Raw genomic sequence first — 18,234 nt, forward strand, 5'->3', positions numbered from 1 at the left:
GTCACAGGCCCTCCACCGGACGCCGGCGCAGCCGGTGCAGCCGGTGCTTGAGATGCAGGCGCCAGGAGGTGTCGTTCTGGCCGACGTGCACGCGCGGCAGGGCGTGCGGGCCGGTGAGCGGGCCGGGGTCGATGGCGCAGGCGTAGGCGTATCCCGCTTCCCGTACGGCCTCGACGGCGCGGGCGTCGATGGTGCCGTAGGGGTAGCAGAAGCCGTCGACGCGGACGCCGGTCAGCTCCTCGAGCAGCGCGCGGCTCTCGACGAGCTCGGTCTTGAGGGTGAGGTCGTCCGCCTTGGTCAGGTCGACGTGGGTGAGGCCGTGCGAGCCGATCTCCATGCCCTCGGCGGCCGCGCGCCGGATGCCGTCCGCGGTCAGCAGCGGCTTGCGCGGGCCGAGCGGGTCCCAGGCGTTGTCGCCGCCGAGCCGTCCGGGCAGGGCGAACAGTGTGGCGCGGCAGCCCCAGCGGCGCAGCAGCGGCAGGGCGTCGGTGACGAAGTCGGCGTACCCGTCGTCGAAGGTGAGCCCGACCAGGCCCCGCCCCTCGCCCCGAGCGCGGGCGGCCAGCAGCTCGGCCACGGACACACCCCGCAACCCGCGCCGGCGCAGCCAGGCCAGCTGCAGGCCGAGCCGCTCGGGCGTGACCGTGATGCGGTACGGGTCGTCGGAGCAGTCGCCCACCGAGTGGTACATCGCCACCCACGGCAGCGGACCGGGGCGCGGAACGGAGAGCCTGCCGGTGACGGGGAAGTCACCGGTGCCGGCGGAATCAACGGAAGCGGCCATGTGTGAGCCTTCGTGTGACGGTGCGTACGGAGCGGAGTGCGGAGGCGCAGCCCTGGGCACCGAGGGCCCAGGTGAGCGGAATGAAGATGGCGATCACGGTCAGGCAGCCGGCCGCCAGGCCCGCCACCGGGGAGTCCGGCCGGCTCGCGACGAACGCCCCGGCGACGGTGGCGACGATCGCGGCGCGCACCGGCCTGCTCAGCTCGGCCAGTACCTTCCGGACGCGGATCGAGAGGCTGTGGGGGTCGCTCTGCCGGCCCGCGCGCAGACCGGCGAGCAGCATCGCGGCCGTGACGGTGATGCCGAGGGCGTTGGCGGCGGCGATGCCCGCCACGCCCCAGGGGGCCACGGTCGCGGCGCCGCCCCAGGACGTCACGGCGATGCCCGCGGTCATCGCGCCGACCGGGTACCAGCTGGGCCGGCCCGCCGAGAAGTAGCCGCGCACCAGGGCGCCCACCAGGGTCTGGCCCAGCAGCCCGAGGGCGTACACCCGCATGACGTCCGCCGTGGCGGCGGTGTCGCTCGCGGTGAACGCGCCGCGCTGGAAGAGCAGTTCGGTGATCTGCGGGGCACAGGCGATCACGGTGCACGTGCCCAGCAGGACCAGGCAGGAGGCCAGTGCCAGATCCCGCTCCACACGGCTGCGGGCCCGTTCCGTGTCGCCCTCCGCCAGTGCCCGGGAGACCACCGGGAAGGTGACGGTGCACAGCATCAGCGACAGCGTCATCGGGATCTGGGCGACCTTCTGCGCGTAGTTCAGGTGCGAGATGGCCCCGGCGGGCAGGGTGGAGGCGAGGAAGCGTTCGACGAGGACCTGCGACTGGCGGCACAGGGCGAACAGGAGGACGGCGGCGACCAGGGCGACCTGCACCGGCCGCGGCTCGATGTCCTCGCCGGCCGGACGGGGCGCCCGCCTGCGCGACGTCAGCTGCCGCCACAGCGAGGGGACCTGCACCGCCACCATCAGCAAGCCGCCCGCCGCGACCCCGACCGCCGCGGAGCGCACGCCCCAGCGCGCGCCGAACAGGAACATCGCGGCGACGATGCCGGTGTTGTAGGCGACGTAGATCGCCGCGGGCGCGAAGAAGCGGCGGTGCGCGCGCAGGGCGGCGCTGCAGTATCCGGCGAGCCCGAAGGCCAGCACGCAGGTCGCGGTGAGCCGGGTGCAGTCGGCGGCGAGCCCGGGGTCGGGCAGGCCGGGCGCCAGGACCCGTACCAGGTAGGGAGCCCCGCCGGCGACCAGCGCGGCCACCGCGGCCAGGGCCAGGCACAGCCGGGGCAGGGTGGAGGCCACCAGGGCCCGGACCGGGTCGCCGGCGGCGCCCCGGGCGCGGCGGGCCAGCGCCAGGCTGAACGCCGGGATCAGCACCAGCGCCAGCCCGTCCTCGATGAGCAGTGTGGAGGCGAACTCCGGCACGGTCCACGCCACCAGGAAGGCATCGGTGTCGCTGCCCGCACCGAACAGCCGCGCCAGCGCCTGGTCGCGCACCAGGCCGAGCAGGGAGCCGGCGATCGACAGCGACGCCGTGACGAGCGTGGCCCGGGCGAGGAACTTCCGGGACGCCGAGGGCGCCTCGGCGCTCTCCACGGCCGTGGCGGCGGCACGCGCCGGGGGTACGGTCGCCGCGCCGTCGGTCGCGGGTCCGGGGGTGTGCGAAGGCTTCACCGTCATCGCGCCACGGCCTCCTCGACGCGCTCGGGCACCGCACCCTGCGGCACGGCGTCCCGCCGCTCACCGCCGGCCAGCGCCCACCACGCCACCAGCCCCAGGGCCATGCCGGTCAGCACGGTCGAGGGGCCGCCGATGTCCCCGTAGACGAAGTCGGTCAGCAGCCACAGCAGCAGCCCGCAGGCGACGAGCGCGCAGTCGAGCACCGGTCCGCGCTCGCGCGCGCGCCACAGTCTGCGCAGCGCGCACACCAGCAGCGTCAGCCAGCTGCCGACGAGCCCGAGCAGCCCGATCAGGCCCTGCTCGCTCAGCACCAGCAGATACATGTTGTGCGGCGACAGCAGCGGCTGTCGCTGGTACGCCGCTCCGGCGCCCGCGATCTCGGCGCCCGACGACAGTGCCAGGGTGGCGTGCCCGTCGCGGTACTCGGGAAAGGCCTTCAGGCCGACGCCGGTCAGCGGGTGCTCGCGCCAGATGCCGGTGGCGGACGCCCACAGGGTGTACCGGTCGACCACGGAGTGGTCGGGAGCGTCGGTGACCCGTGCGATGGAGTCGATCCGCTCCTGCAGCAGCGCCGTACCGACACCGAACCCGCCCACCAGGATCACCCCCGCCGCGGCGAGAGCCGCGGCCACCTTCAGGGCGCGCCGCATCCCGGCCAGCATCAGCTGCACCGCGCACGTCAGGGCGGTCGCGATCCAGGCGCCCCGGCTGAAGGACAGCGCGAGCGGCAGCAGCAGGACCAGCGCGCAGCCGGCGGCGGTCGCCCGCTGCCGCACCGACGCCCGGCCCAGCGCGATGCCGACCGCGCACACCAGGCCGAGCGCGACCGCGCTGGCCATGCCCATCACGTCGTGCGCCCCGAAGGTGCCGACCGCCCGGATCTCCTCGCCCTGGTAGGAGGCGCCGGTCCCGGTGACGTACTGGTGCACGCCGAGAGCCCCCTGCCACAGCGCGAGCCCCACGAACGCCCAGGCCAGCAGCCGGAAGTCGGCCCGGTCGCGGACCAGCAGCAGCACCGCCGCCGGGACCAGTACGAAGATCTGCAGATAGCGGCCGAGGCCGTCGAACCCGGCCGCCGTCGAGGACGCACCCATGGCGGCGAGCGCGAGCCCCACCACCGGCAGGCCCAGCACCACGGCCGCCACGGGGGACAGCGGACGCCGCCGGTCGCGTACCAGACGGACCAGGCAGTACACCACCATCAGCCCGGAGACCACGTCGGCGGGTCCGGCGCCGCCCGGCGTCAACGGCAGGGCCAGCAGGGCGACCACGGCCACCGCGGGCAGGACCGGCGTCAGCGCGGCAGCCCGGCGCCAAGGCGCTGTCAGGGCGAGGCTCACGTCGCTCAGCTCCCCGTGGGACGTACCAACGCGGCCGCCGTGCGCAGCAGGATGCAGACGTCCTGCCACAGCGACCAGTCGTCGATGTAGGCGTTGTCGAACCGGCTGCGGTCCTCGATCGAGGTGTCACCGCGCAGCCCGTGGACCTGGGCGAGACCGGTGAGTCCGACCCGCATCCGGTGGCGGGTCGCGTAGCCGGGGTAGGTCTGGCTGAACTGCGCGACGAAGTACGGTCGTTCGGGCCGCGGCCCGACCAGGCTCATGTCGCCCCGCAGCACGTTCCACAGCTGGAGCAGCTCGTCCAGCGAGGTGCGTCGCAGCATCCGGCAGAACCGGCGCATCTCGTTCTCGTTCGCCACGCTCCACCGGGTCGCCGACTCGTGCTCGTCGACCGGGCGGTGGGTACGGAACTTCAGCAGCGTGAACGGCCTTCCGTTCTTGCCGATGCGCTCCTGACGGAACACCACACCCGGCCCGTCACTGATCCGCAGCACCACCGCACACGTCAGCAGCAGCGGGCTGAGCAGCAGCAACAGCGTCCCCGACACCAGGATGTCGAGCATCCGCCCGCCCACGCCCTCGCGGCGCGCCGGGGACATGTCCAGACGCCGGCAGGGGAATCCGGCCAGCCGCTCCCTCGCCGCGTACGACGGGCAGTCCGGGTCGACCTCCCACACCACGCAGCCCGACGCGGCCAACGACCGCAACAGCGGCTCCTGTTCGGCGCGCGCGGAGGGGTGGACGGCCAGCACCGCCCGCACCCCGTTCTGGATGACCGCGCGCTTGACCTCCTCGGCGGTCGTCAGCACCGGCAGGCCCTCGGTGCCGTCCGGCTGGTCGGCGACGATCCCCACCGGCCGCACACCGCACCGCGGATGACGCAGCACGGCGGCGGCCACGCGCTGCGCCGTCGCCACCGGCCCGACCAGGAGCGCGGTGTGCGGGTGGCGCAGCAGCGCGGCGCGCCGCCGCATGTGCACGACGCCACGCAGCGCGCAGCCCGCCACCGCCTGCAGGGCGAGGCCCGTCAGCACGGTGCGCAGGGACAGGGGGTGCTCCGGCCGGTACGCCGCCACGAGCGCCGCGAGCGTCAGCCAGGCCACCGCGACACGGCCCCATACGGAGGGCAGTTCCTCCAGCAGCGCCGGCACCGGCGGCCTGCCGTCGCGCGGGCGCAGCAGCAGCGACGCCACGACAAGCAGGGCGACGGCCAGCGGGTGGCGCTCGGCCTCGGACAGCGCCAGGACGCCCAGCAGGGCGGCGACACCGTCCGCGACGAGCAGCGGCACCGGTGAGGCCGGCCGTGCAGGGGGCCGCGCGGGGGGGAACGGGAAACCGGTGGCGGTGCCGCGCGGCGGCATGACCGAGACCGGTGAGGACGGGTGTTCTCGTGGTGGTACGCCGGGTGAGGGGACTGTGGATTCCGCGGTCACGAGTGCTTCGACTCCCTGTGCTCGGTGGGCTGTACACGCTGTGCCGCCTGGTTCGCCCCGGCGTCACAGCCTGGGTCGAGCGGCCGACCGTGCTCAGCGCCGCGAGCCCTCGCGCGCCCGGCCGCTTCGGACAGAGACAGAGCCGCCCTTTCGGCGGCGGGCCATGGGCCGAGCAGGTCGCGGTAGACGTCCGCGACCGCCTCGGCGGTGTGCCGCACGTCATGGGTGGCCAGCACGTGCCGGCGGGCCCGGCCGCCGAGCGAGGCGCGCAGCGGCGGGTCGAGCAGCACCCTTGTGAGGGCTCCTGCCAGCGCCGCCGGGTTCTCCGGCGGGACCAGGCACCGGTCGGCGAAGGAGGGCGGCAGGCTCTCGCGGGCACCGTCGACGTCCGTGACCACCACGGGCCGCCCGCAGGCCATCGCCTCCAGCGGGGCCAGCGCCATGCCCTCCCAGCGGGACGGCAGGACCACGAGGTCGGCGGCCTGGTACCAGGGGCAGGCGTCGGCGACCGCTCCCACGAACAGCACGGACTGCGGGGCCCGTTCGCGAAGCCGGTCGTCGTCCGGTCCGTCGCCGACCAGGGCGAGGCGGGCGCCGGGCACCTCACGCACGACGGTGTCCCAGGCCCGCAGCAGCACGTCCTGCCCCTTCTGCCGGCACAGCCGTCCCACGCAGACCACGAGCGGGGCCGCCGGGTCGAGACCGGCGAGCGGCGCGAGCCCGGCCCGTACGGGGCCGGCTTCGGCCGGGTGGAAGCGCTCGGGGTCGATGCCGTTGGGTACGACGGTGAATCGGGCGTCGATCCCGGCATGCACGCCGGTGGCGCGCTCCGCCTCGCTCACGCACACCACCCGCGCGGCCCACCGCGCCCCCCACCGCTCCCAGCGGAGCGCGAGGGCCGCGGTGGTCCCCCCGACCGCCTCGAACGACCAGGCGTGCGGCTGGAAGACCGTCGGAATCCGCCCGCGCACCGCGAGCCGCCCGGCGAGCCCGGCCTTCGCGCTGTGCGCGTGCACCAGATCGGGCCGCACCTCGTCGATCAGCCGCGCCAGGTGCCGTACCTCCCGCACCAGCGACGGACCCGGCGACCGCGTCGCCCGCCAGTGCCGTACGTCCGCGCCGAGCGCCCGCAGTCGCGCGGTGAGCGCGCTGTCGGGGCAGGCCGCGGTCACGTCCAGGCCGGCCGCCGACTGGGCGCGGACCAGGTCCGCCACCACGCGGGCGACCCCGCCGTCCACGGGCTGGGTGAGGTGCAGGACCCGCGGCCGGGGGCCGGTGGGGGGCAGGGCCATGAGTGCGGTTTCCTCGATGGTGAAGACGCTCGGGACGGGGGGAGGGTCACGCGTTCACTGCCGGGCGTCGATGGCGGCGAAGAGCACACCGGCCCACGCCGTGTCCCGCTGGGACCGCAGCCTGAACGTCGCCTCGTCACCGGCGCGTCGCAGGCGTCCGGCGAGATCGAACACGTCGGAGTCGTAGCCGAGGGTGTGGGCGTACGCCGGCACACGCGCCGAGGGAGCCGTCCTGGGGTCACTGATGGTGGAGTTCAGGACGTCGTCCGCGGGATTGGCGGAGTCCGAGAGGTTGGCGGACCCGTTCTGATCGGCCGTCAGGGTGAAGGAGTCACCGGTGGTGCCGCGGTCGCCGTTGTACGCCACCAGTCCGGCGACGCCTCCCGCGCCCGCCGGAAAACGCAGGCCGCGCAGCCGCATCTCTTGCGCCCCGCGGGACTTCAGCGGGGCGAAGCCGTCCCAGATCGCGAGGTTGCGCAGCGGCTCCGCCGGGTTCTCGTACGCCACCACCAGCGTCCAGCCGCCCCACGCCCCGGCCGCCGACTTCCCGGCCGCCACGTTGACCTGCGCCACGGTGTACAGGCCCGGACCGCTCTCCTGCACCTGCCTGGTCACGTCGGCCGAGGCCTGGAAGGCGTCGGCGCCGTCCGCCACGCGGTGTCCGACGACCGTGTCGGCGAGGAGTTCCTTGTACGCCCCGCCGGGTTCGGCGAACAGCACGCGCCCGTTGTCCTCCGCCGGCTTCTGCTCGCCCACGCGCAGGTTGCCGCCCCAGTACAGGCGCGCGTACGTCACCCGGGAGCCGACGGGCAGGCGGACCTCCGCACGGGAGGAGTTGTAGGTGTTCGGATCGTCGTCGACGTCGACGTAGAACATGTCGAAGTCGCTGTTCACCCCCTGCGCGCCCCTCTGGACGTCCCCGCACGAGGGTGCTCCCGGGGTGGTGCGGCAGGTGATGGAGACGTTGGCCGCGCGCACGATGCCACCGTGCTGGAGCGCGTGGTACCGCCGGCCGAACGTGATGCCGGACGCCTCCGGTGCGGTCGGCGCGGCGGCCGGGGAGCCGCCGGGCACCCACAGCGCGGCGAGGGCGACGGTGCCCACCGTCGCACGGCGAAGCAGCGGACCCAGGGAATGGCGCATGACTGTCGTCGCCCTTTCGAAAAGCAGGTGGCGTTGGCAGGCAGCGGCACCCATGCGATCCGTCCGCCTGAAGAGATCTGTCGGAAGGTGCGCAACAGTAGTCACCAACCTGGCAAAAGTCGGTGAAATCCTACGAAATACGACAAGTGTGTCGGAATCGTGAAGGCGATCCCCGTTCCAGGGATCACTCCATTGGCGGCACAACTCGGACAGGGGCCGCGCGTTGACACAGAGCCGGGCGGGCATGCCGCCCCGGGTGTTTTGAAGTCAACTCCAAGGAGCGCCTCCCCAATGTCGCGTATCACCAAGGGCCTGGTCCTCACCTCCGTCGCCGCCGCGGCCGTCGCCGGCAGTGCCGGTGTCGCCTCTGCCGACAGCCACGCCAAGGGGGCCGCCACCCGCTCTCCGGGCGTGCTGTCGGGCAACGTCGCCCAGGCTCCGGTCCACATTCCGGTCAACGTCTGCGGCAACTCCATCCACGTGATCGGTCTGCTGAACCCGGTGTTCGGCAACACCTGCATCAACTACTGACGTCCGCGTCCGTCCTTCGATCCGGCCGCCCTCCCTGTCAGGAGGGCGGCCGGTGTCGTTCCCCCGGACGGGGGCCGGGTTGGTCCACAGGGGCGCATGGCCGGTTGCCGGTGACCAGGGGCGATTCCACGGTGGGCTCAGGATCCGACGTCCATCGAAAGGAACCCCCATGCGTGTTCTGCCCGCACGGCACCTCGCGTCCGGTGCACTGTGCGCCGCCCTCCTGGTCGGGATCGCCGGGCCCGCCGCCATGGCGGCCGCCCCGGCCCGCGAGCGCGGCCACGCGGCGTCGCCCGACGCGCCGCGCCCCAGCGCCGACGCGCTGCGCGCCCAGGTCGGGAAACTCGACGCCGTCGGGAGCGCGCTCACCCCGGTCGCCGACCTGTTGAACGCCGCGCTCAAGGCGGACGGCGGCCGACTGTCCGCCGCCGAGGCCAAGAAGCTGGGCGACGCGGCCAAGCGCGCGTTGGCCGATTCGGCCAAGAAGGCCAAGAAGGCCAAGAAGGCCAAGAAGGCCAAGAAGGCCAAGGCTCCGGCGGCCCCGGCCGCGCCGAAGGCGCCGCGCACCGCGTCCGAGCGGCGCGCCGCCGACACCACCGACGGCACGCCGGCCGCCGTGCAGAAGGACATCGACAAGCTGGTGGCGGCGATCGCCGCCGGTGACGTCGACCAGGTGCTCGCGTTCGCCGCCGACCTGCTGGCCGACGTGCTCGACTTCGTCACCGACACACTGACCGACAGCGCCCTGTCGGAGGCGGCCACGTCCACCGATCCGGCGTCGGCGGACATCTCCGCGGCCACACCGGAGGCCGAGTCGCCGGCCGTCACGCTCCCCGCGATCGCCCTGCCGGAGCCGGTGCTCCCGCCGGAGGCGTAGGGCTTGTCCGGCGCCGATCTCATATGAGGACTCACAAATCTTCGGCGTCTTGGGTTTCCGGCCAGGCCGGGGCTCGTTGGACACGGCGACACAACCCCTCCGGCGACCCGCGTTGCCGAAGAAAGGAACACGATGAAGTCCCTGAAGGCTGCCGCCGTCGTTGCCGGGTCCCTGGTCGCCGCCGGTGCCGCCGCGCCCGCGTTCGCCGGCACCAGTGGCCCCCTGGACCTGAAGCCCCTGAAGGTCGAGTCGGAGAACCTGCTCAACACCGAGAGCAAGGACTCGGCGCTGCACACGGTGAAGGACACCACGAACACGCTGAACAACCACAAGCAGATGCTCGGCGGCCTGCCGCTGCAGCGCTGAGACCGCGGATCCACGGGGAGAGCCCCGGCGCCAGGAGGGCGCCGGGGCTCTTTCGTCGCCCGGTGACGGACGCCGGTCGCCGTGACCGGACACGGTGTCACCTCCGCGTCGTCCGTGCGTGGTTGTCAGGATTCCGGACGGATCGTCGGAGCTTTCGCGAAATTTTCGCGAATCGGTGTTTCGCGGACCAAAAGCCGCCAAAAGCCCCCTACAGTTATGACTGTCAGCGATCAGCCCAACACGGGTTGTGATGACACGAACAAGGAGAGGTAATGCGCAAGTTCCAGAAGGCCGCTGTCGTCGTGGCCATGCTCGGGAGTGTCAGCTTCCTTGGTGCCGGTGCCGCCCAGGCCGGGGAGCAGCCGTCGTTCAAGCTGGACAACGACCAGACCAACTCGTGCCCGGCCAGCGAGCACTCCGCGGGTCTTCTCAACCACGTCCTCGACCGCGTCAACGTGCAGGTTGTCGCCAACGAGTCCCCCGTGAACCAGGGCAACATCATCCACTGCACGAACGTCTTCGGCAAGTGATCGCTGCTTAGGTGATCCAGGCAGGCCCCGGAGTCCGAACCCAAGTGTCCGGGCCCCGGGGCCTGCCGCTGCTTTTCGCCGATCCAGGCGTCCGGAACGTCTCTGTCCTCCAGCCACGGGGGAGCTACCGCAAAGGAGAAGGTAGATGCTCGATTCAAAGAAGATCGCAGTGGCAGCGGGAGTCCTGTGGAGCTTTGCTCTGATCGGTGCCGGTGCCTCCCAGGCCTTCGGTCACGACGGCTCCGGCAAGTGCGTCGATGACGGCAAGGGCAACGTTCGTTGCGTGCAGGAGGGCGAGTACCGCTCCACCACCGACAAGCGGGGAAACGGCCACGTCTCCAGCAGGCAGACGCAGACCTGCCCGGCTCCGCAGAGTTCGCAAGGTTCGAATGTCGTGTGCGTCAACAGAATCGTCATCGGTGGCAAGAAGCTCTGACGTCCGCGCGGCGGAGATTGGCCGGGATCCGGTACGGATCCCGGCCAATCGCGTATGTCTCCCGGTCAATCGCGTATGTCTCCCGGCCCCGGAGCCGGTCGCCGGCCCTGGAAATCCTCAGGGGCGTCCATCATGGAAACGGGACCGTGGGACAGCGACTCGACGGGGGTTCTCGACGGGGGTGCAGTAGGGCAGGTCGTCGATGGGGCGGTCGGTGCAGAACCTGCCGATCAGGTCCGCGACCTCCTGCTGGCGTTCGACCGGGGCCAGATGGTCGGCTTCCTTGACCGTCGTGAACCGCGCCGAGGGCATCGCCGCGGCCACCTCGCGGCCCATCTGCGGGGTGCACAGGGTGTCGTACTCCCCGGTGAACACCAGGGACGGCACGTCCGGTACGGGCAGCGGCTCGTAGCATCCGTGCGTCGTCAGCCTGGTGTTGTGCTCGAGCGCCTTCCTGAGCTCGTCCGGCGTCTGGTTCATGAACTGCCGGTACAGCAGGCGTGCCACCGCCGCGTGCTTGCGGACCTGACCGGCACCGGGGTTCGACATGAACATCCGCACCAGTCCGTCGGCGGCCTGGGCGATCTCGCCGCGTTCCAGCGCGCGGGACAGACGCGGTACGGCGTCGACGTAACTCTCGGGAAGCCGCTTGGCCGCACCGCAGAAGACGATGCGACGGACGAACTCGGGGTGCAGCTGAGCGAATCGGAGACCGACGACTTCACCGAAGCAGCCGCCGAAGAGGTTCACGCGCGGCATCCCGAGTTCCACCAGCATGTGCCTGACCGCGGCGGCGAGGAAGTCGATGCCGTGGCGCGCGGGCAGGAAGTCCGCGGAGCCGTAACCGGGAAGGTCCACGGTGATCAACGTGCACAGCGGCGCCAGCCACTTCTCGTGTCCCAGCCATGAGTATCTGTTCTGGGAAGAGCCACCGAGCAGCACCAACGGGGCGGTTTGTGGGGAGGGTTGAGGGACGATGCGGCACTGGTACGCGAAACCCTCGAAAACGAGGCTCCGTTCCTCGGCGGTGGTGACGGCAGTGCGCATGAAGAGCTCCGGGGAAGAGGGAATGGCTCGAACCACCCCATGATTACCAGAAGTTCCACCAGACGGACGTAACCACTCATTTGTGGGCGATCCTGAGGAGATTCTGTGGATCCTGGAGATCCCGCGGCGTTGAGGAACGGCCGCCGCCGTCAGTCCAGTCGGTCCAGCCGCCGGTACAGCCGCAGCGCGAGGTGGAGGGGCAGGGCGCGGGGCGTGCCGGTGGGGTCGCCGCCGAGGACGTCGAAGGCCCGCTCGAGCCGGGCGTACAGCGACTGGCGCTGGAGGTGCAACTCGGCCGCGGTACGGGTCTTGTTGCAGCCCGTGGCGAAGTACGTCTCCAGTGTGGCGAGCAGCGGCCGGCGCTGCTGCTCGCGCAGGGCGAGCACCATGCCGAGCTGCTCCTGCACCAGCCGGTCGACCGCCGCCCGGGCGTCGTCGCCGGCCACCAGCCGCTCGATGCTCCACTCCGTCGCGTCGACGACGAGCCCCGCCGGGGCTCCGGTGGACTGCCTGGACTGCAGTCCCAGGCACTCCACGGCCGCGCCCAGCGAGGCCGGGGCGCCGGTGAGCGAGGGCAGCACCGGGCCGACCGTCACGATGACGTCCCGGCCGGCGTTCCACTCCCGCAGCCCGTGCAGCACCTCGGCGCGGGCGAGCGCCGCACGGCGCCTGTCCCGCAGCGAGACCAGGGCGTGCAGTTCCAGCGGGGCGGGCACCGCGACCGCGGTCAGGCCGTGCCGCCGCAGCACACCGTCGAGCCGGGTGAGGTCGGGGGCGCCGGTCGCCGCACGGGCGGCGAGGCCGAGCACCGGGGCGTCGGCCTCGAAGCCCACCGCCGGGCCCAGCTGCCGGATGCGCGCCGGGGCCGTTCCGGAGGCCGCGAGCCGGACCAGTTCGGCGGCGGCGAAGTCCCGGGCGCTCGGCGGGCGGGAGCGCAGCAGGGCCAGCTGCAGCGCCTCCGCCGCCCGCTCCTGGGCCAGGCGCAGGGTCTCCTCGTCTACCTCGGCCGCCGCGGTCGCCGGGTACAGGACCAGGGTGGCGATGTGCGCGCCCCGTACGGTGATGTGCGCGCCCACGCTGCCGAGGGGGCCCGGCGCGTCCGGGATCCGGCCCGTCTCGTCCGGGCTCTGTCCGCTCTCGTCGGGCGACCGGGAGGCGATGACCGCGCCCGCCCGGTCGAAGAGGACCGCCGCCGTGCCGGTGCGGCGGACCAGTTCCTCCAGGACCTCCCGTACACCCCCGCCGTCGGCGAGGATGCCGGAGAGTCGGTGGGCCAGCTCACCGGCGTCCCGCAGCCGGGTCACCGACGCGTTGACAAGTGCGCTGTTGACCGCCTCGGCCACCGCGACGAACGGCACCACCCGGCGCAGCTCGACCACCGGGAAGTCCAGCGCCTCGGCCTCCTCCAGCAGCGGGGCGGGCAGGCCGGGCCCGTGCGGGCCGGTCTCGATGGCGACCCCGGCCACCGCGCGCGCGGCCAGGTCACGGACGTAGCGGCGCTGTTCCTCCGGGAGGGCGGCGGCCAGGGCGGTGCCCCCGGTGAGCAGCAGTTCGCCGCCGCGCAGCAGCGGCGCGATGTCGAGCACCTCGCTGGAGTGGATCCACCGTACGGGCCTGGTCAGGCCGTGTGTCCCGGTGCGCAGCAGCGGGCGCGCCGGGGCGAGGCTGGGATGTTCGAGGACACGGGCCAGCGTCATCTGCATGACAGAACGGTAGCCAAAGTCTTCGGCATGTATGACATTTCGTCGCTTGTTGAGTGTGACGTGGCCGCAGACCATGGACGGTGACGCAGGCCGTCCACCGGGAGGTCACCCCATGTCAACCCCGCCCACCGCCGAGCCCGAGCCTGGTGGCATCCACCAGGTCGAGCAGACCCTGCAGCCCATCCCCGAGTCCCACCGCACCCACAGCGTGTCCGGACAGTTCTGGATCTGGTGCGGCGCCAATATCGCTCCGATCAACTGGGTGCTCGGCGCACTCGGCGTCAACCTGGGTCTCGGCCTGGCCGACACCGTCTCCGTCCTGGTTCTCGGCAACCTCGTCGGCATGGGCCTGTTCGGGCTCTTCGTGCTGCTCGGCCAGAAGACCGGTGTGACCGGCATGGTGCTGGGCCGCGCGGCCTTCGGCCGGCGCGGCGGCTACATTCCGGCCGGCATCCAGGGAGTGCTCGCCATCGGCTGGTGCGCGGTCAACACCTGGATCATCCTCGACCTGGTCATGGCGCTCCTCGGCAAGCTGGGCCTGGTCGACCCGAACGCCACCAACGACGGCTGGCGGATCCTGGTCGCCGCCGGGATCATGGCGATCCAGGTGGTCATCTCCTGGATCGGGTACCGGGCCATCTCCGCCTTCGAACGCTGGACCGTGCCGCCCACCATCCTGGTGCTGCTGGTGATGTCGGTGGCCGCCTGGTTCTTCCTGCACATCGACTGGTCGTACGCCGGACCACCCGGCAAGGTGCTCACCGGCACCGAGCGGTGGGCGGCGATGACCTCGGTGATGACCGCCATCGGCATCGGCTGGGGAATCACCTGGTTCACCTACGCGGCCGACTACTCCCGGTTCGTCAGCAGGTCGATGCCCCGCCGCAGGCTCTACCTGGCCAGCACCCTCGGGCAGTTCCTCCCCGTGGTGTGGCTCGGGCTCCTCGGGGCGACCCTGGCCACCAAGAACGGCGCGGTCGACCCCGGACGGCTGATCGTCGACAACTTCGGCGCGCTCGCGATCCCCGTACTGCTGCTGGTGGTGCACGGGCCGATCGCCACCAACATCCTCAACATCTACACCTTCTCGGTGGCCTCCCAGGCGCTGGACATCCGGCTGAACCGGCGGGTGCTGAGCGCCCTGGTCGGCGCGCTCGCCATGGTGGCGGTCGTCTTCCTCATCTACCAGCGGAACTTCGCCAACGTGCTGGACACCTGGCTGGTCGGGCTGGTCGCCTGGGTCGCGGCCTGGGGCGGCATCATGCTCGTCCACTACTACCGCATCGAACGCGACCAGGTCTCCGTCGAGCGGCTCTTCGACCCGGTCGGCACCTCCCGGCTGCCCGACTTCAACTGGGCCGGCCTCACCGCCTTCGGCACCGGCATCGCGACCACCTGGCTGTTCATGTACGGGGTGATCCCGTTCTTCCAGGGCCCGATCGCCACCGCCATGGGCGGCTTCGACCTGTCCTGGCTGGCCGGCGGCGTCACCAGCGCCATGGTGTACGCGGTGCTCGGGCCGCGGGTGGCGCGACGAGCCCTGCCGGACCTGCCTCCGCCCGTGCCGGACGGCGCCACCGCCCCGGTCCGGCCGAGCGCCGCCTGACCGCATCCCTGTCCGAAGCCTTCCGGACCGTATCGCCCACTGAAAGGGACCCCCGTGCACTACCCCTGGCCCGACGGCCACCGCGCCGCCGCCTCCTTCACCTTCGACGTCGACGCCGAGTCCTGCGTCCTGGCCCACGATCCCACGGCCTCTTCCCGGATGTCGCTGATGTCGCACCAGGCGTACGGCCCGAAGGTCGGCGTGCCCCGGCTGCTGCGCGTGCTGCGCCGCCGGGGGATCACCGCCACCTTCTTCGTCCCCGGGTTCACCGCCGACTGCTACCCGGACACCGTGCGCCGGATCGTGGACGAGGGCCACGAGGTGGCCCACCACGGCTACCTGCACGAGCGGATGCAGGGCCTGGACCGCAAGGAGGAGGCGGAGGTCCTGGACCGCGGCCTGGAGGCGCTGGACCGGCTCGGCGTACGCCCCACCGGTTACCGCGCCCCCTGGTGGGAGACCAACTGGCACACCCCCGACCTGCTGATCGAGCACGGCTTCACCTACGACTCCAGCCTCCTCGACGGCGACGTGCCCTACCGGCTGGCGGGGGAGCGGTCGGAGGGCTCGCTGGTGGAGATCCCGGTCGACTGGGGTCTGGACGACTGGGAGCAGTACGCCTTCTACCCGGGCTGGACGGGCAGCGGGGTCATCGAGAGCCCGCGCAAGGCGCACGAGATGTGGCTCCTGGAGGCGGAGGCCCACCACGCCGAGGGCGGCTGCTTCGTCCTGACCAACCACCCGTTCCTGTCCGGCCGCCCCTCCCGCGCCGCGGCCCTGGAGCAGCTGATGGAGGACGTCCAGTCCCTGGACGGCATGTGGGTGGCCCCCCTCGGCGAGATAGCGGCCCACGCCGCGTCCACCCTGACCGAGATCCGCCAACCGCGCCGCATCGAGGCACCCGAGGAGCCGTAACCGCGGGGGCATCACACGGGACGGGTCACGCCGGGTGCGAACGGAGCACCGGCCGTAGACCCGTCCCGTGTTCCGCGGGCCGGCGCCCACGGAGGCGGGCGGGGCGTGCGCCCTGACTCGTGCGGGCCTGTGCCGTCCGGCGGACGGCGTGGGCCGGGGGCGGGACTGAGGTGGCCCTACCGCCGTCGGTGCCGTCAGGCAGCCGGTGCGGGGCGGCGGCCGCCCAGGCGGGCGGTCACCTGGTCGGCGGCCTCGCGTACCGTGTCGGCGACGAGGGGGAGTCGTTCGGCGGAGACGCGGAAGCGGGGGGCGGAGACCAGGACCGAGGCGACCGTCTCGCCGCGGTGGTCGAAGACCGGGGCGGCGACGCCCACCTCCTCCAGCGAGGTCTCCCCGTAGTTGACGGCGTAGCCGCGCCCGGCGGTCTCCGCGAGGCGCGCGAGGTACGCGTCGAGCGCCGCGTCGCTGAGCCCGGGGTGGACCACGGCCCCGCTCTCGAGCAGGGCGCGGACGCGCTCCGGCGGCAGCTCGCTGAGGAACACCTGCACCGAGGAGCTCGCCGCCGTCCGGTAGCGCGTGCCCAGGGGCGTACTGTGCTTGACCTCGTGCCGGCTCGCCACCTGCTCCACGCAGACCGCCTCCGCGCCGTTCCACACCAGCAGCGCCGCGGTCTCGCCGGTGCGGTGGCTCAGCTCCTGCAGCACCGGGTACGCCGCCCGGCGCACATCGAGGTCGGCCAGCAGCGGGCCCGCCATCGCGATCACGCCGAGCCCCAGCCGGAACCGCCGCGAGCCCGGGTCCCGCTCGACCAGGCCGTCCTGCTCCAGGGTGGCGAGGATGCGGGAGACGGTGGACTTGTGCAGTCCGACCCGGGCGGCGATCTCGGTGACGCCGAGCTCGGGTTCGTCGACACTGAAGGTACGCAGTACGCCGATGCCGTTGCGCAGTACGGTCATGCCGCGGCCGGAGGCGTGCGCGGTGCCGTCGGGGCTCTCGTCCGTCGTGTTGCCTGCCATGGTGGGCTCCATCATGCCCTACCTCCTGCCGCCCGAAGCGGGGCTGTCTTCGAGGGTGCCGGGGCGGCAGGCGCGGAACGCGCCGGCCGCCATCAGGGCGAGCGCCACCAGCAGCAGCCCGAACGGTGCCCCCCAGCCTCCGGTGGCGTCGTGCAGCAGCCCGAACAGCAGCGGACCCAGGCAGGCCAGCGTGTAGCCGACGCCCTGGATGAATCCGGAGAGCCGTGCGGCGCCCCGCGCGGTGCGGGTGCGCACCCCGATGAGCGTGAGCGACATCGCGAAGGTGGTGGGCCCGACGCCCACCAGGAACACCCACAGCACCGGCACCGTCGCGGGCGCGAGGTACAGCCCCGTGTAGCCGGCCAGGTAGCACAGCACGCAGACCACGACGACGGGGAACGGGTTGCGCAGCCGCGTGCACAGCACCGGGGCGACCAGCGCCGAGACGATGCCGATGGCCGAGAACAGCGCGACCATGGCGCCGCCGAATCCGGCGCTCGCCCCGGCGTCGGCGAGGATCTGGGGAAGCCAGGTGAACAGGGCGTACGTGCTCAGCGAGGTCGTACCGATCATGACGGCGAGGCTCCAGGCGAGCGGCGAACGCCAGATCGGGGCGGTGAACGCCACCTCGCTCCCGCCGCTCACCGCGCCACCCTCGGCCGGGGGAACGCGCCGGGCCGACGGCAGCAGCCAGGGCACGGCGGCCGCGAAGGCGAGCAGCGCCCACATGCCCACCGACACCCGCCAGCCGTAGGCCCGCGCCACCGGCACCGCGGTGAGCGGCGGGATCGTGGTGCCGAGCTGCACACACGCGATGTAGACCGCGCTCAACGCGCCGACCCGATCGGGGAAGTAACGCTTGACCAGCGGCGGCAGCACCACGTTGCCGACCCCCATGGCGGCCAGCGGCACCGCGGAGAGCAGCAGCAGCGCCGCCGTGGAGGAGGCGCCGGCCCGGGCGAGCGTGCCGGCGCCGGTCACCAGCATGGCGCCGAGCGTGACCCGCTCCAGACCGAACCGGGCCACCAGCGGCGGGGTCGCCAGACCGAACAGCGCGAACATCGCGGTCGGCAGCATCCCGAGCGTCCCCGCGGCGAGCGGGCCGAACCCCAGGGCGGCGCCCACGGTGCCGAGCAGCGGCGTGATGGCGGTGACCGCCGCGCGCAGCGTCAGCGCCGCGAGGACGATCCCGGCCAGCGCGGTGAGGCGGCCGGTCAGCGGATGCCGTGGGGTGCCGGGGCGGTGCGGGGCGGCGGTGGGCCCGGGCCCCGGCCGCCCGGTGCGAGGGGGACGGCTCACGGATGCTCCCTGCCTCCCTGGGTGCCGGGTACGTTCCGCTCACGGGCGAGCGGCAGGCCGATGTGTTGCCTCTGATGCAACACTGTTGAAAAAGCGTGGAGCCGCGGCCGGGTGACTGTCAACCCGTTGATCGCCGGAATGCCGGCCGGACCACAGGGCGCAAAATGGAGAAGTGCTCGCACAAACCCGCCGATCCTCGGACCGGCGGCCCCGGGAAGACGACGGGGAAGGCGCAACGTCGGCG

The 18,234-nt window shown here is 72.7% G+C and carries 17 protein-coding genes; 7 read left to right on the forward strand and 10 right to left on the reverse strand.

The window, feature by feature from the left end; translation table 11 throughout:
- Position 1: 1 nt before the first annotated feature.
- Genes ACX25U_RS23790 through ACX25U_RS23815 form a run of 6 tightly spaced genes read right to left on the reverse strand, consistent with a single transcriptional unit; the run spans position 2 to position 7,664 of the window.
- Positions 2-784: a polysaccharide deacetylase family protein gene (locus tag ACX25U_RS23790; RefSeq protein ID WP_454382960.1), complete on the reverse strand. Its 783-nt coding sequence runs from the start codon at positions 782-784 to the stop codon at positions 2-4.
- Positions 768-2,456, reverse strand: a complete 1,689-nt coding sequence (gene murJ, locus ACX25U_RS23795) for a murein biosynthesis integral membrane protein MurJ (RefSeq protein ID WP_454382962.1) — start codon at positions 2,454-2,456, stop codon at positions 768-770. The genes ACX25U_RS23790 and murJ overlap by 17 nt, the downstream gene beginning before the upstream one ends.
- Positions 2,453-3,796 carry an O-antigen ligase family protein gene (locus tag ACX25U_RS23800; RefSeq protein WP_454382964.1) on the reverse strand — a complete coding sequence of 448 codons (1,344 nt, stop codon included), beginning with the start codon at positions 3,794-3,796 and terminating at the stop codon, positions 2,453-2,455. Before ACX25U_RS23800 ends, murJ begins: the two co-directional genes overlap by 4 nt.
- Before the next feature lie 5 nt (positions 3,797-3,801).
- Entirely contained in the window at positions 3,802-5,229 is a 1,428-nt protein-coding gene (locus tag ACX25U_RS23805; protein WP_454382966.1) for an exopolysaccharide biosynthesis polyprenyl glycosylphosphotransferase, read from the reverse strand.
- Positions 5,226-6,521, reverse strand: coding sequence for a glycosyltransferase (locus ACX25U_RS23810; RefSeq protein ID WP_454382968.1), 1,296 nt, complete (start codon positions 6,519-6,521; stop codon positions 5,226-5,228). The genes ACX25U_RS23805 and ACX25U_RS23810 overlap by 4 nt, the downstream gene beginning before the upstream one ends.
- 54 nt (positions 6,522-6,575) lie before the next feature.
- On the reverse strand, positions 6,576-7,664 hold the full coding sequence (locus ACX25U_RS23815) for a DUF3344 domain-containing protein (protein ID WP_454382970.1): 1,089 nt from the start codon (positions 7,662-7,664) through the stop codon (positions 6,576-6,578).
- A gap of 291 nt (positions 7,665-7,955) precedes the next feature.
- Here ACX25U_RS23815 and ACX25U_RS23820 point away from each other — a divergent pair, with 291 nt between their 5' ends.
- The 5 genes from ACX25U_RS23820 (at position 7,956) to ACX25U_RS23840 (ending at position 10,404) form a co-directional block, all read left to right on the forward strand.
- Positions 7,956-8,195, forward strand: coding sequence for a chaplin (locus ACX25U_RS23820; protein ID WP_454382972.1), 240 nt, complete (start codon positions 7,956-7,958; stop codon positions 8,193-8,195).
- A 169-nt stretch (positions 8,196-8,364) separates the two neighbouring features.
- Positions 8,365-9,072, forward strand: a complete 708-nt coding sequence (locus ACX25U_RS23825; protein ID WP_454382974.1) for a hypothetical protein — start codon at positions 8,365-8,367, stop codon at positions 9,070-9,072.
- Positions 9,073-9,204: 132 nt separating this feature from the next.
- Positions 9,205-9,438 carry a hypothetical protein gene (locus tag ACX25U_RS23830; RefSeq protein ID WP_454382976.1) on the forward strand — a complete coding sequence of 78 codons (234 nt, stop codon included), beginning with the start codon at positions 9,205-9,207 and terminating at the stop codon, positions 9,436-9,438.
- A gap of 272 nt (positions 9,439-9,710) precedes the next feature.
- Positions 9,711-9,968 carry a hypothetical protein gene (locus ACX25U_RS23835; RefSeq protein ID WP_454382978.1) on the forward strand — a complete coding sequence of 86 codons (258 nt, stop codon included), beginning with the start codon at positions 9,711-9,713 and terminating at the stop codon, positions 9,966-9,968.
- A gap of 145 nt (positions 9,969-10,113) precedes the next feature.
- Complete coding sequence (locus ACX25U_RS23840; RefSeq protein WP_454382980.1) at positions 10,114-10,404, forward strand: hypothetical protein; 291 nt, start codon at positions 10,114-10,116, stop codon at positions 10,402-10,404.
- A 117-nt stretch (positions 10,405-10,521) separates the two neighbouring features.
- Here ACX25U_RS23840 and ACX25U_RS23845 read toward each other — a convergent pair whose 3' ends face one another.
- Both ACX25U_RS23845 and ACX25U_RS23850 read right to left on the reverse strand, forming a co-directional pair.
- Positions 10,522-11,451, reverse strand: coding sequence for an alpha/beta fold hydrolase (locus ACX25U_RS23845; protein WP_454382982.1), 930 nt, complete (start codon positions 11,449-11,451; stop codon positions 10,522-10,524).
- 149 nt (positions 11,452-11,600) lie between these two features.
- Positions 11,601-13,154, reverse strand: coding sequence for a PucR family transcriptional regulator (locus tag ACX25U_RS23850; RefSeq protein ID WP_454382983.1), 1,554 nt, complete (start codon positions 13,152-13,154; stop codon positions 11,601-11,603).
- Positions 13,155-13,266: 112 nt separating this feature from the next.
- On the opposite strand from ACX25U_RS23850, the gene ACX25U_RS23855 reads away from it, so the two are divergent.
- Together ACX25U_RS23855 and ACX25U_RS23860 are read left to right on the forward strand one after the other, a co-directional pair.
- Positions 13,267-14,760, forward strand: coding sequence for a purine-cytosine permease family protein (locus tag ACX25U_RS23855; RefSeq protein ID WP_454382985.1), 1,494 nt, complete (start codon positions 13,267-13,269; stop codon positions 14,758-14,760).
- Positions 14,761-14,814: 54 nt separating this feature from the next.
- A complete protein-coding gene (locus tag ACX25U_RS23860; RefSeq protein WP_454382987.1) occupies positions 14,815-15,675 on the forward strand; it encodes a polysaccharide deacetylase family protein in 861 nt (286 codons plus the stop codon).
- A 194-nt stretch (positions 15,676-15,869) separates the two neighbouring features.
- Here ACX25U_RS23860 and ACX25U_RS23865 read toward each other — a convergent pair whose 3' ends face one another.
- Positions 15,870-16,691: an IclR family transcriptional regulator gene (locus ACX25U_RS23865; protein ID WP_454382988.1), complete on the reverse strand. Its 822-nt coding sequence runs from the start codon at positions 16,689-16,691 to the stop codon at positions 15,870-15,872.
- 18 nt (positions 16,692-16,709) lie between these two features.
- A complete protein-coding gene (locus tag ACX25U_RS23870; protein ID WP_454382990.1) occupies positions 16,710-17,990 on the reverse strand; it encodes an MFS transporter in 1,281 nt (426 codons plus the stop codon).
- Between the last annotated feature and the right edge of the window lie 244 nt (positions 17,991-18,234).

The organism is Streptomyces sp. JNUCC 63 (genome assembly GCF_054366325.1).